Consider the following 12,507-nt stretch of genomic DNA (forward strand, 5'->3'; position numbering starts at 1 on the left):
GAAAGCGTCCCGCCTAGTAAAATATCGGTTTCCCCGCGTCACATCCCTCCGGAGCCCCAGAAATGCCCATCAAGGTCGCCATCAACGGCTATGGCCGCATCGGCCGCAACATCCTTCGCGCGCACTACGAAGGCGGCAAGAAGCACGACATCCAGATCGTCGCCATCAACGACCTGGGCCCGGTGGAGACCAACGCGCACCTCACGCGCTACGACACGGCGCACGGCAAGTTCCCCGGCGAGGTCACGGTGGACGGCGATTCGATGGTCGTCAACGGCGACCGCATCAAGGTCTTCGCGCAGCGCGATCCGTCGCAGCTCCCCTGGGGCACGCTCGGCGTGGACGTGGTGTACGAATGCACCGGCTTCTTCACCTCGAAGGAGAAGGCTTCCGCGCACCTGAAGGGCGGCGCCAAGAAAGTGATCATCTCGGCCCCGGGCGGCAAGGACGTCGATGCGACCGTCGTCTACGGCGTCAATCACAGCGTGCTGAAGGCCTCGCACCAGGTGATCTCCAACGCCTCGTGCACGACGAACTGCCTGGCGCCGCTGGTGAAGCCGCTGCACGAGAAGATCGGCGTCACCACCGGCCTCATGACCACGATCCACGCGTACACGAACGACCAGGTGCTGACGGACGTCTTCCACGAGGACCTTCGCCGCGCCCGTTCGGCCACGATGTCGCAGATCCCGACCAAGACCGGCGCCGCCGCCGCGGTGGGCCTGGTGCTTCCGGAGCTGAACGGCAAGCTGGACGGCTTCTCGATGCGCGTGCCGACGATCAACGTCTCGTTCGTGGACCTCTCGTTCATCGCCGCGCGCGACACGACGGTGGACGAAGTGAACGCCGTCATGAAGGAAGCCTCGGGCAAGCCGGAGTGGAAGGGCGTGCTGGGCTACAACACGGCGCCGCTCGTCTCCATCGACTTCAACCACAACCCGCTGTCGTCCATCTTCGACGCGACGCTCACGCGCGTGTCGGGCCGCCTGGTGAAGGCGTGCAGCTGGTACGACAACGAGTGGGGCTTCTCCAACCGCATGCTGGACGTGACGACGGCGTGGATGGCCGCGAAGTGAGCTCGAAGGAGCTCCTCGAGCGCGTCCGCAGCCGGACCTGGTTCTACGAGTTCGAGCTCCCGGACGGCACGCGCACGAAGAGCTACCTGCCCGCGGGCGTGGAGAAGATCCACGCGACGCGCGCCCAGCTGATGAACCAGGCGCTGGACGCAGCCGTGGGCACCGATTGCTCGGCCCTCACGGCCGTGGACCTCGCCTGCCACCAGGGCTGGTTCTCGATGCAGCTCGCGAAGCGCCGCTTCAAGGAGATCGTGGGCGTCGACGGCCGCGACGAGCACCTCGCCGACGCGCAGCTCGTGTCGCAGGCGCTGGGCGTCCGCGGCTTCCGCACGCTGAAGGCGGATCTCGAGGATGCGAAAGCCGCCGACATCGGCCTGTACGACGTGACGCTCATGCTGGGCCTCCTCTACCACCTGGAGAACCCGGTGCGGGTGCTGCGCCTGGCGCGCTCCGTGACGCGCAAGACCCTGATCATCGAGACGCAGGTCGTGCCGCACATGTCGGGCGTCGTGGACTGGGGCGCGCATACCTTCCAGCGCCACATGGTCGGCGCCTTCGGCATCATCGACGAGACCGAGGAGACGCACGCCAACGAGGCGGGCATCCACGGCATCTGCCTCGCCCCCAGCATCGAAGCGCTCGCGTGGCTGCTGAAGCGAGTGGGCTTCGAGCGCGTCGAGCGCCTCATCCCGCCCGCCGACGGCTACGAGCAGCTCGTGGGCCAGAAGCGCGTGATGTTCGCGGCGCACGTCGCGTAGATGCGCAACCCGTTCACCGCGCATCCGAACGACGTCGGCGAAACCTACGCCGAGCACGCCGTGTTCGCGATGCGCTACGGCGCCAAGATGACGCTGGGCGGCATCGCCGCGCTGGCGCACGGGCTCTTCCCTTTCCTTTTCCGCACCACCGCGAGCCGCATCACCGACGAGCTCGGCGAGACGCTGCGGGCCTCGCGCAACCGCGGACGCACCGCGAACGAAGATACGAGACAAGCATGAACGTGAAGCGGATGAGCGACCTCGACCTGGCCGGCAAGCGTGTCTTCATCCGCTCCGACCTCAACGTGCCGCAGGGCGATGACGGCAGCATCACCGACGACACGCGCATCCGCGCTTCGGTGCCCGCAATCAAGCTCGCGCTCGAGAAAGGCGCGGCGGTGATGGTCACCTCGCACCTGGGCCGTCCCACCGAGGGCCAGTTCTCCGAGGCGGATTCGCTGGCCCCGGTCGCGAAGCGGCTGGGCGAGCTCCTCGGCAAGCCCGTGGCGCTCAAGCGCGACTGGATCGACGGCGTGGACGTGAAGCCGGGCGAGGTCGTGCTGCTCGAGAACTGCCGCTTCAACAAAGGCGAGAAGAAGGACGACGAAGGCCTCGCGAAGAAGATGGCGGCCCTCTGCGACATCTACGTGAACGATGCCTTCGGCACCGCGCACCGCGCCGAGGCCACGACGCACGGCATCGCGAAGTTCGCGAAGGTCGCCGCGGCCGGCCCGCTGCTCTCGGCCGAGCTGGACGCGCTCGGCAAGGCGCTCGCGAAGCCGAGGCGCCCGCTGGTCGCGATCGTCGCGGGCTCCAAGGTCTCGACCAAGCTCACGATCCTGAAGAGCCTGTCGCAGAAGGTCGACCAGCTCATCACCGGTGGCGGCATCGCCAACACGTTCATGCTCGCGGCGGGTCTGCCGATCGGCAAGTCGCTTTGCGAGCCCGCGCTCGCCCCGGAGGCGAAGGAGATCATGGTGATGATGCAGGCGCGCGGAGCGCAGGTTCCGCTGCCCGTCGACGTCGTCGTCGCCAAGGCCTTCGCGGCGGATTCGCCGGCAACGGTGAAGGGCGTGAAGGACGTCGACGAAGACGACCTGATTCTCGACATCGGCCCCGAGACCGCGAAGCGCTACGGCGGCAACCTCGCCGATGCCGGCACCATCGTCTGGAACGGCCCGGTCGGCGTGTTCGAGTTCGACGCGTTCGGCAACGGCACGAAGGCGCTCGCCGAAGCGATCGCCGCCTCGAAAGGTTTCTCCATCGCGGGCGGCGGCGACACGCTCGCCGCCATCGCGAAGTACGGCGTCACGGACAAGATCGGCTACATCTCCACGGGCGGCGGGGCATTCCTCGAATTCCTCGAGGGCAAGACGCTCCCGGCCGTTGCAATCCTCGAAGAAAGGTCGCGCGCGTGAGAAGCACCAAGATCGTCGCAACACTCGGTCCCTCCTCGAGCGATCAGTCCACGCTCGAGCGCATGTTCCTCGCGGGCGTGGACGTCGTGCGCCTCAACTTCTCGCACGGCACGGCGGAGGACCATCTCAAGCGCGCCGAGCTCGTGCGCGAGACCTGCCGCAAGGTGGGCCGCGCCGTCGGCATCATGGCCGACCTGCAGGGGCCGAAGATCCGCGTCGGCAAGTTCAAGGACGGAAAGATCCTGCTCCGCACCGGCGACAAGTTCATCCTCGACGCCTCGCTCGAGCAGCTGGGCGACCAGGCGGGCGTGGGCCTCGACTACAAGGACCTCCCGCGCGACGTGCGCGCCGGCGACGTCCTGCTGCTGGACGACGGCAAGATCGTGCTGGATGTCGCCAACGTGCGCGGTACGGCCATCCACACGGTTACGCGCCACGGCGGCACGCTCTCGAACAACAAGGGCATCAACCGCCAGGGCGGCGGCCTCACGGCGCCGGCCCTTACGCCCAAGGACATCACCGATATCAGCACCGCGGTGAAGATGAAGGCCGACTACCTCGCGGTGTCGTTCCCGAAGAGCGGCGCCGACATGTACATGGCGAAGGAGCTGATGCGCGCCGCGGGCGGCGAGTCGTTCCTGATCGCCAAGATCGAGCGCGCGGAGGCCATCCCGGCGCTGGAGGACATCATGAAGGCGTGCGACGGCATCATGGTCGCGCGCGGCGACCTCGCGGTCGAAGTGGGCGATGCATCCGTGCCCGCGCTGCAGAAGCGCATGATCCGGCTCGCGCGCGAGATGAACAAGCTCACCATCACCGCCACGCAGATGATGGAATCGATGATCTCGAGCCCGGTGCCCACGCGCGCCGAGGTCTCGGATGTCGCCAACGCGGTGCTGGACGGCACCGACGCCGTGATGCTGTCGGCGGAGTCCGCGTCGGGCCAGTATCCGGTCGAGGCGATCGAGGCGATGAGCCGCGTCTGCGTCGAAGCCGAGAAGAGCCACCCGGTCACGCTCGAGAGCGATTTCCTGAACCGCGTGTTCTCGCGCGTGGACCAGTCGATCGCGATGGCGGCGCTCTTCACCGCCTTCCACCTCAAGGTGAAGGCCATCGCGTCGCTCACCGAGTCCGGCTCCACCGCCCTGTGGATGAGCCGCTTGAACTGCGGCGTGCCGATCTACGCCCTCACCTCGCAGACCTCCACGCGCTACCGCACCACGCTCTTCCGCGACACCTACCCGCTCATGGTCAAGTACGTCGGCCATGACCGCGAGGAGCTGCTCGCCGAAGCGGAGAAGGTCCTCGTGGAGAGCGGCGTCGTGAACGACGGCGACCTGATCGTGCTCACCATCGGGGAGCCGATCGGCAAGTCGGGCGGCACCAACACGATGAAGATCGTGCGGGTCGGGGACCACCGCAAGCCCGCGTAGTCCCCGCCGTCCTCAGTTCTTCGTCACCGCATTGACGATGTAGGCCCAGGAATCGCACTCGCTCTTCCTGGCGGCGCGATTTTCCTGCACGGTCTTCTCCACCCTCGCCAGCAGCGCGTCGGCATCCTTGTCGCGCTGCGCCGGTGGCGGCGTGGTCCTCATCGTCTGGACCATCTGGCCGACCAGCTGGCGGCACTGGGCTTCGGTGGGCTGCCTGGTTTCCGCCGAGGCAGCGAGCGGAAATGCGATGGCGAGCAAGGCGTATGCGGAAATTCTCATGCGGTCTCCGGAGATCAGCGCGGACGATGCGTGAACCACGCGACGAAGGTATCACCGTCGCTCCCGCGGCGGTCGAAGTACAGGCCCTCGCCGGATCGCCCGGCGCCACCCCACCAGAAGCCGTTCACCCAGCTCTTGTCCGCCGCGTCGATGCCCTGCGCCTGGCAGCGCGCGACCGACTCGTCGTCGAAGAAGCGCGTGATCGGGTAGCCGCCGTCGCCGAATCCGGCGCTGTCCGCCCCGGTCGAGGTCCACGAGAAGTTCGCCGTCGTGCAGCTGGTGAACTCGAACGTGACCGTGCCCCAGCGCTTGAGCGTGAGCTCGCTGAACGTCATGCCGGGCCCGAACTTCGTGCCCGTGGCGGAGAGCAGCGGCAGAGTGAGCGTGCGGCCCACGATGCGGGCGTCCCCCGCGAGCCAGTATTGCGAGCCGACCTGGCTCGCGTCGAACCCGGAGCCGGGCGTCGGACGATAGGTGAACCACGCCAGGAACGTCGTGCCGTCGCTGCGCCGGTGCAGGGCGAAGCCCTCGCCCGAATGGGAGTCGCCGCCGAACCACTGGCCGTTCACCCAGCTCTTGTCCGCGGCGTCGATGCCTTGCTGCTGGCAGCGCGCGGTGGCCTCGTTCGAGAACAGGCGCTGCAGCGGATAGCCGCCGGTGCCGAAGTTCGCGGAGTCGGGACCGGTCGAGGTGTACGTGAACGTCGCCCGGTCGCAGGAGAGGAGCTCGAAGCGGATCGATCCCCAGCGCTTGTTCGTGAGCTCCGAGGGGCGCATGTCCGCACCGAAGCCCGTGCCGCCGGCGCTGATCGCATTGTTGAACTCGACCACGCGCCCGTTGAACGCGGAGTCGCCGACGATCCAGTACTGCGTGCCGACCTGCGAGGCATCCACCGTGGGCGCGGCGCCGGGTTTGTTGATGACGTTCAGGAACACGAGCCCGTTGACCTGGGCCGGCGCCGGCGTCACGAACGTCGAGACCGTCGCACCGGTGGCCGGATCGACCTTGAGGACCGTGGAGCCGCTGTTCACCAGCAGCGTCCCATCGGGCGCATACGCCATGCCGGTAGGCCTGCCGAGCCCGGCGCGCAGCTGCACGACGCTGCCGCTCGCGAGGTCCCAGCGAAGAAGCTGGCCCGAGAGCTCGGCCGTGATGTACATGCCCTTGCCGTCCTTCGTCGCGAGGAGCCCGCGCGTGGCCGTGATGCCCGCCGTGAAGGGCGGCACCGCGACGCTCGTCTGGTTGGTGCGCGGATCGAAGCGCACGACGTTGCTGCTGTCGTAGCCCGGGATGTAGAGGTTGCCGTCGGGCCCGAACGTGGTGCCGTTGTCGGGTCCGCCGAGTCCCGATGCGCCCGCGGGGAAGGCGGGGCCGAGCGCGGCGCCGGACGGGCCGAACTTGCGCACCTCACCCGTGTTGTACATGGACACGTAGGCCGTCCCGGAGGCGTCCCAGGTGATGCCGGTGGCACCGAGGTTGGTCACGGAGGCGAACGAGCCCACGTAGGCCAGCGTGGCGTTGTCGTACTTCTCGATCACGCCCGCTTCCTCCGCCACGACGTAGAGGAACCCGTCGGGGCCGAGGCGCACGGCCTGGGCGCCGCGCAGGCGCGTGCGCGAGTCCAGCTCCTGGAGGTAGGCGCCGGTGCAGGCGTCATAGACCTGGACGGTGGTGAAGTAACCGCTCACGAAAAGGCGCGACGGGCAGGCCGACTGGGCCAGCGCCGGCAGGACCGCCAGCGTGGCGGCCAGGGCGAAGAGGCGATGCAGCATGGTGAAGCTCCGGAGAGAGTCGAGGAGCCCATGCTGGTCGGCCGGGCTCCCCGAGGCCCGGTGGAGCACCTCCGTTTTTCTTCCGAATTACCTCCGGACCCGGGAGCGGCCCATGACGCCCCGTAGAATCCCCGGCGTGGCCTCCGATCCCCCGAAAAGCTCCCAACGCGAAAGCCGGCCGTTCCGGCTGGGCGACCTCGAGGTCCATCCGGCCTCCGGCGAGGTGCGCGGCCGCCGCGGGCCGGAGCGGCTGCGGCCCCTGCTGGTCGACATCCTGCTGAGGCTGGCCGCGACCCCGGGCGAGGTCGTGCGGCGCGAAACCCTGCTGGAGGAAGTGTGGCCGCGGCGGATGGTGAACGATGAAGTCCTGTCGCGCGCCATCGCCGAATTGCGGACCGCGCTCGGCGACGATGCGCGCCAGTCCCGCTACGTGGAGACGCTGCCGAAGATCGGCTACCGGCTGGTGGCACCGGTCGAATGGCTGGACACGCTGGCCGAGACCGCGGCCGCCGCGGCGGCTCCTCCGCCCGCGCCAACAGCACTGCGCAAATCGACCCCGGTGCGCATCGTGGCGGCGCTCGCCGCGGTCGCGATCGTCGGCGCCTTCATCTACTTCCTGCGGCAGCCGGCTTCGATCTCGCCGGCCGCGATCTCGGATCTCGAGCGTCGCATCACGGCGGCACAACCGTTCGCTTCGGATCCGGAGCTCGAGGTCGGGCCGCGCTTCTCGCCCGACGGCAAGCGCGTCATCTACTCGCAGGGCGAGGGCGGCAAGTCGCGCCTCGTGATCCGCTCGGTGGACGGCCCGGAGCAGCGCGTGGTCGGCGAATCGGGGTGGCTGCAGATCGCGCCGGTGTTCTTCCCCGACGGCCGTCGCATCGCGTACTGGCAATCGCGCGACAACGACTGCGCCATCGTCGAGCACGACCTCGAGACCGGCACCACGCGGCCGATCGTCGACTGCAAGCTCTCGCCGCGCGCCCGCTTCGACCTCTCGCCCGACGGCAAGCGCATCGCGTTCGTGGGCGTCGTGCGGCCGACGTATCCCGCCGGCGTCATCCTCGCCGACGTGGCCACGGGTGAATCGCGCGCGTTCACGCGCCCCGAGCCCGGCGTGGGCGACGACCTGCAGCCGCGGTTCAGCACCGACGGCAAGCGCCTCTCCTTCTTCCGCGGCTCCGAGTCGCACCGCCAGCTCTGGGTCGCCGACGTATCCGATCCGGCCACCGCTCGGGCCGCCAGCGCCGCCGAGGGGCTCACGTACGGCTCGGCGTGGATGGGACCCGACGGTCCGATCGTCGTGGCCGCGGACTGGTTCGGCTTCCGGGCGTTGAACCTGGTCGACGTCGCCACGGGCGAGGCTCGCCTGCTCGGGGCGCGCGGCGCCCGCTTCCCGGATCTCGCCCCGGGCGGCGCGCTGGTCTACGAGAACGCGACCTACGCGGCCAACCTCTGGGCCTTCGATCCGCGCGACACGGTGATCAAGCCGCGCGTGCTGTGGCCCTCGACGCGCTACACCAACCAGGCCGAGTACTCGCCGGACGGCAAGCGCATTGCGTTCGTGTCGAACCGGGAAGGCGTCGAGGCCATCTTCGTGGCACCCCTGGACGGCGCCCCGGCGAAGCTCACGCTGCCCGCGGGATTCCGCCACATCCGGCCGCACTGGAGCGCCGATGGCAAGGCCCTGCATGCCACGCGCATCCCGATCGGGCCACTCCGATCGCGCCAGCAGGCGGTGCGCATCGAGATCGCGACCGGCAAGTACGAGATCCTCGAGCCGCTGGGCACGCAGGTGATCGACGTGCGCGAGAGCCGCGACGGCCAGTGGATCTACGTGGGCGAATCGTCCGGAAGCGCGATGCGGTTGCTCCGGGCCAAGGCCAGCGACCTCCACGCGATCGAGCGGCTGCCGGTGCCCCTCGTCTCCGAATACCAGCTGAGCAGCACGCGGATCGCCTTCGCCCAGCCGCAGCTTCGGGGCCTCACCAGTTGCCGCATGCCCGAGCTCACGTGCCAGCCCATCGACATCCCGATCGCGGACTTCAACCGCTTCGCCTGGACGCTGGGCGAGAAGTCGGTGTATTTCCTGCAACCCGGGGACACCGCCAACAGCCTCGCCCGGTTCGACCTGCGCTCCGGGATCGTCACCCGCCAGTGGGATTACGCGCCCACGGCCTTCGGGGGCTCGGTGGCGGTTTCGCCCGCCGAGGACTCGGTCATCGTGGTTCGCGAGGAAAAGCTCCTGATCGACCTCATGATTGCCCGGTAATGTCATTCCCGCGTAGGCGGGAATCCAGCCTGGGTCCCCGCTTACGCGGGATGACGGGCCTCGCGGGGACGACAGGCTAGTGGTCCTATTTCGCCGCGGTGCCGCAGGCGGGTAAAATCGACGGTCCAACCGGAGGAACTGCCATGGCTCTCGTCTCGATGCGTCAATTGCTGGATCACGCGGCCGAAAACGGCTACGGGCTCCCCGCCTTCAACGTGAACAACCTGGAGCAGGTGCAGGCGATCATGGAGGCTGCCAGCGAGACCGACAGCCCGGTGATCATGCAGGCCTCCGCGGGCGCCCGGAAGTACGCGGGCGAGACCTTCCTCAAGTACCTGATCGAAGCCGCGGTGCTGAGCTACCCGAAGACGCCGGTCGCCATGCACCAGGACCACGGCCAGTCGCCCGCGGTGTGCGAAGGCGCCATCAAGCTCGGCTTCTCGAGCGTGATGATGGACGGCTCGCTCGAAGCCGACGGCAAGACCATCGCCTCCTACGACTACAACGTCGACGTGACCAAGAAGGTCGTCGACATGGCCCACCGCCTCGGCGTCTCCGTCGAAGGCGAGCTGGGCTGCCTGGGCTCGCTCGAGACGATGAAGGGCGACAAGGAAGACGGCCACGGCACGGACTCCGTCATGACCCGCGAGATGCTGCTCACCGATCCGGAACAAGCGGCCGACTTCGTGAAGAAGACGGGCGTCGACGCGCTCGCCATCGCCATCGGCACCTCGCACGGCGCGTACAAGTTCACGCGCAAGCCCACGGGCGACATCCTCGCCATCGACCGCATCAAGGCGATCCACGCGCGTATCCCCAACACGCACCTCGTGATGCACGGCTCGTCGTCGGTGCCGCAGGACCTCCTGAAGATCATCCGCGAGAACGGCGGCGAGATGAAGGAGACCTACGGCGTGCCGGTGGAAGAGATCCAGGAAGGCATCAAGCACGGCGTGCGCAAGATCAACATCGATACGGATATCCGTTTGGCGATGACCGCGGCGATCCGCAAGTACCTGAACGACAACAAGAGCGCCTTCGATCCGCGCGACTACCTCAAGCCCGCGCGCGCCGCCGCCAAGGAAATCTGCAAGCAGCGCTACACGCAGTTCGGCTGCGCGGGCCAGGGCTCGAAGCTGCAGCCGCTCACGCTCGAGAAGATGGCCAACCGCTACGCGAAGGGCGAGCTCGCCGCGGTCGTCAACTGATGTACGAGTCCTCGATCAAGTCGCTGCCGCTCCTCGGCCGCGGCAAGGTGCGCGACATCTACGCGGTGGGTGACGACAAGCTGCTCATCGTCACCACGGACCGCCTCTCCGCGTTCGACGTGGTGCTGCCCACGCCGATCCCCGAGAAAGGCCGCGTGCTGACCGAGATGGCGAACTTCTGGTTCGCGAAGTTCGCAAGCATGGTGCCCAACCAGCTCACTGGCATCGATCCGGAAACGGTGGTGAAGCCGGAGGAGCGCGAGCAGGTGCGCGGCCGCTCGATCGTGGTGAAGAAGCTGAAGCCCCTGCCGATCGAGGCGGTCGTGCGCGGCTACCTCGAAGGCGGCGGGCTCAAGGAATACAACGAGACGGGCACGGTCTGCGGCATCAAGCTGCCTGCGGGTCTGAAGCGCGCCTCGAAGCTGCCCGAGCCGATCTTCACCCCGGCCACGAAGGCCGAGGCGGGCATCCACGACGAGAACATCTCGTTCGAGACGATGATCAAGATTGTGGGGGAAGCGCGCGCGAAGGAAGTGCGCGAGATCGCGATCAAGCTCTACAAGGCCGCCGCGGAATACGCGCTGACCAAGGGCATCATCATCGCCGACACCAAGTTCGAGTTCGGACTGGACGATGCCGGCAAGCTGCACATCATCGACGAGGCGCTCACGCCCGACTCGTCGCGCTTCTGGCCCGCCGCCACCTGGAAGGAAGGCGAAGTGCCGGAGAGCTTCGACAAGCAGTACATCCGCAACTGGCTCGACTCGATCGGCTTCGAGCGCAAGCCGCCCGCGCCCCCGGTTCCCGAGGACGTGGCACGGCGCACCAGCGAGAAGTATCAAGAGGCGATGAGCCGCCTCGTCGCGTAGCCTCCCGCCCGACCGTCATCCCCGCGAAGGCGGGGATCTACTTCTTCTTCAGCAGCTGCGCGTGGGCCTTGTCCAACTCGGCCTGGCTGAGGAAGCCGTCGTGGTTCGTGTCCATCACGTCGAACATCCGCTTCGATCCCGCCTCGTGCTCGCCGGCCGACAGCTCGCCGTTGTTGTTCTTGTCGATCGCGCGAATCTTCTCCGCCGAAGTCTTCTCGCCGGCGGCTGCCTTGCGGCCCGTGACCTGCTCGTGGGCTGCATCCATCTCCGCGGCGGTCACCTTTCCGTCGTGGTTGGCGTCCATCGTGTCGAACATCTTCTTCGCGGCGGCCGTGTGCTCCTCCATGGAGACCTTGCCGTCGCCGTTGGCGTCCATCGCCTTGAAGCTCGACATGTCGGAGCCGGCCAGCGAGACGCCGGCGGCGAGCGAGCTCGCGACGAGCGCGACGCGGGTGCCGACGCGATTCCATTTGGATTGCCAGGTAGCGGGGGATTGCTTGCGCATGGTGAGACCTCGGAACGGGAAGGCTCCAAGGTAACCGCCCGTCGCGCCCGGCGAAGCCAGCGATGCGGGGCGCTCCGCGTAGGACGCGGCCGACAGTTCAAGCCGCTCAGTACGTCAGGAGCTGCACCAGGTCGGCGATGCGGTGCGTGCCGCCCTCATGGACCGAGTCGAACGCGCCCCTCAGCCGGCCTTCCACGACGGCGAACGTGATACGCGCCTCGCCCAAGGCCTCGATCTGCGTGAGGAGCGACGGGCACGTCGCGCAGTAGGACGGCGACGACTTCGTTCCGTACATCGTGCCTTCGAGCACCGACCCGTCGCCGGTCCATCGCGTCTGCTGCAACGAGAGCCAGCGGGGATCGCCGTTCGCATCGTAGATCTGCCACGTCGCGAAGACGGTGTCGCTGCCGGCGTAGCGGTGGTCGAACGTCATTCCGGAGCCGTTCGTCGCCGGGTCGTACCACGCGCCGTTGATGTTGAACTTCGAGCGCACCGCCGCGCTGTACGACGTGACGAGCATTCCCCGCCCGAGGGCCCCGGGCTCCGTCGTCATGACGAGGATGTCCCGGGTGCCCGCCATGTCGGGTGTGTACTCGAGCGAGAAGCTCCAGGTGTGGAAGGTCTGCGCGCAGAGGGTCGTGGAGTGCGGCACCGTGAGCAGCACGGCGACGTCCAACGTCTGCCGGCCGCGGCCGAGGCGGGCTTCGGTGGGGAAGCACGCGTCGGTCGAGAAGCCGCTCACCTGGATCGTGCGCTTCACGCCGGGCGGCGCGACCGGGGGATCGACCGAGATGACCAGCACCGGAGGAACGGGGCTCAGCTTCGTGCCGGTCTCGCCATCGCCGCGCCCGGGGGGTGAGACGAGCGTTGCGATGGCGAGCAGCACGAACGGGGCGAAGGCGCGTGTCTTCATGGCGCCC

At 68.0% G+C, this 12,507-nt stretch carries 12 protein-coding genes; 8 read left to right on the forward strand and 4 right to left on the reverse strand.

Going from position 1 to position 12,507, the window contains the following annotated elements; all coding sequences use genetic code 11:
• The first annotated feature begins 62 nt into the window (after window positions 1-62).
• Genes gap through pyk form a run of 5 tightly spaced genes read left to right on the forward strand, consistent with a single transcriptional unit; the run spans window position 63 to window position 4,685 of the window.
• A complete protein-coding gene (gap, locus tag DSM104443_RS18880) occupies window positions 63-1,076 on the forward strand; it encodes a type I glyceraldehyde-3-phosphate dehydrogenase (RefSeq protein WP_171095041.1) in 1,014 nt (337 codons plus the stop codon).
• On the forward strand, window positions 1,058-1,834 hold the full coding sequence (locus DSM104443_RS18885; RefSeq protein WP_171095042.1) for a class I SAM-dependent methyltransferase: 777 nt from the start codon (window positions 1,058-1,060) through the stop codon (window positions 1,832-1,834). Before gap ends, DSM104443_RS18885 begins: the two co-directional genes overlap by 19 nt.
• Complete coding sequence (locus tag DSM104443_RS18890) at window positions 1,835-2,074, forward strand: DUF6356 family protein (RefSeq protein ID WP_171088675.1); 240 nt, start codon at window positions 1,835-1,837, stop codon at window positions 2,072-2,074.
• Window positions 2,071-3,252, forward strand: coding sequence for a phosphoglycerate kinase (locus DSM104443_RS18895; RefSeq protein WP_171095044.1), 1,182 nt, complete (start codon window positions 2,071-2,073; stop codon window positions 3,250-3,252). Before DSM104443_RS18890 ends, DSM104443_RS18895 begins: the two co-directional genes overlap by 4 nt.
• Window positions 3,249-4,685, forward strand: a complete 1,437-nt coding sequence (pyk, locus tag DSM104443_RS18900) for a pyruvate kinase (RefSeq protein WP_171095046.1) — start codon at window positions 3,249-3,251, stop codon at window positions 4,683-4,685. The genes DSM104443_RS18895 and pyk overlap by 4 nt, the downstream gene beginning before the upstream one ends.
• A 12-nt stretch (window positions 4,686-4,697) precedes the next feature.
• Here pyk and DSM104443_RS18905 read toward each other — a convergent pair whose 3' ends face one another.
• Both DSM104443_RS18905 and DSM104443_RS18910 read right to left on the reverse strand, forming a co-directional pair.
• On the reverse strand, window positions 4,698-4,964 hold the full coding sequence (locus tag DSM104443_RS18905) for a hypothetical protein (RefSeq protein WP_171095048.1): 267 nt from the start codon (window positions 4,962-4,964) through the stop codon (window positions 4,698-4,700).
• Window positions 4,965-4,978: 14 nt separating this feature from the next.
• Entirely contained in the window at window positions 4,979-6,736 is a 1,758-nt protein-coding gene (locus DSM104443_RS18910; protein WP_171095049.1) for a Vgb family protein, read from the reverse strand.
• Window positions 6,737-6,848: 112 nt separating this feature from the next.
• Between DSM104443_RS18910 and DSM104443_RS18915 the strand changes: the two genes are divergently transcribed.
• The 3 genes from DSM104443_RS18915 (at window position 6,849) to DSM104443_RS18925 (ending at window position 11,082) form a co-directional block, all read left to right on the forward strand.
• Complete coding sequence (locus DSM104443_RS18915; protein WP_171095050.1) at window positions 6,849-9,005, forward strand: winged helix-turn-helix domain-containing protein; 2,157 nt, start codon at window positions 6,849-6,851, stop codon at window positions 9,003-9,005.
• Window positions 9,006-9,148: 143 nt separating this feature from the next.
• Complete coding sequence (gene fba / locus DSM104443_RS18920) at window positions 9,149-10,213, forward strand: class II fructose-bisphosphate aldolase (RefSeq protein ID WP_171095051.1); 1,065 nt, start codon at window positions 9,149-9,151, stop codon at window positions 10,211-10,213.
• Window positions 10,213-11,082, forward strand: a complete 870-nt coding sequence (locus tag DSM104443_RS18925; protein ID WP_171095052.1) for a phosphoribosylaminoimidazolesuccinocarboxamide synthase — start codon at window positions 10,213-10,215, stop codon at window positions 11,080-11,082. Before fba ends, DSM104443_RS18925 begins: the two co-directional genes overlap by 1 nt.
• Before the next feature lie 37 nt (window positions 11,083-11,119).
• Here DSM104443_RS18925 and DSM104443_RS18930 read toward each other — a convergent pair whose 3' ends face one another.
• Together DSM104443_RS18930 and DSM104443_RS18935 are read right to left on the reverse strand one after the other, a co-directional pair.
• Window positions 11,120-11,587: an EF-hand domain-containing protein gene (locus tag DSM104443_RS18930; protein ID WP_171095053.1), complete on the reverse strand. Its 468-nt coding sequence runs from the start codon at window positions 11,585-11,587 to the stop codon at window positions 11,120-11,122.
• A 106-nt stretch (window positions 11,588-11,693) separates the two neighbouring features.
• Window positions 11,694-12,500 (reverse strand): hypothetical protein, encoded by an 807-nt coding sequence (locus DSM104443_RS18935; protein WP_171095054.1) that lies wholly within the window; start codon window positions 12,498-12,500, stop codon window positions 11,694-11,696.
• Window positions 12,501-12,507: the final 7 nt, after the last annotated feature.

This window comes from Usitatibacter rugosus (assembly GCF_013003965.1).
Lineage (GTDB): Bacteria > Pseudomonadota > Gammaproteobacteria > Burkholderiales > Usitatibacteraceae > Usitatibacter > Usitatibacter rugosus.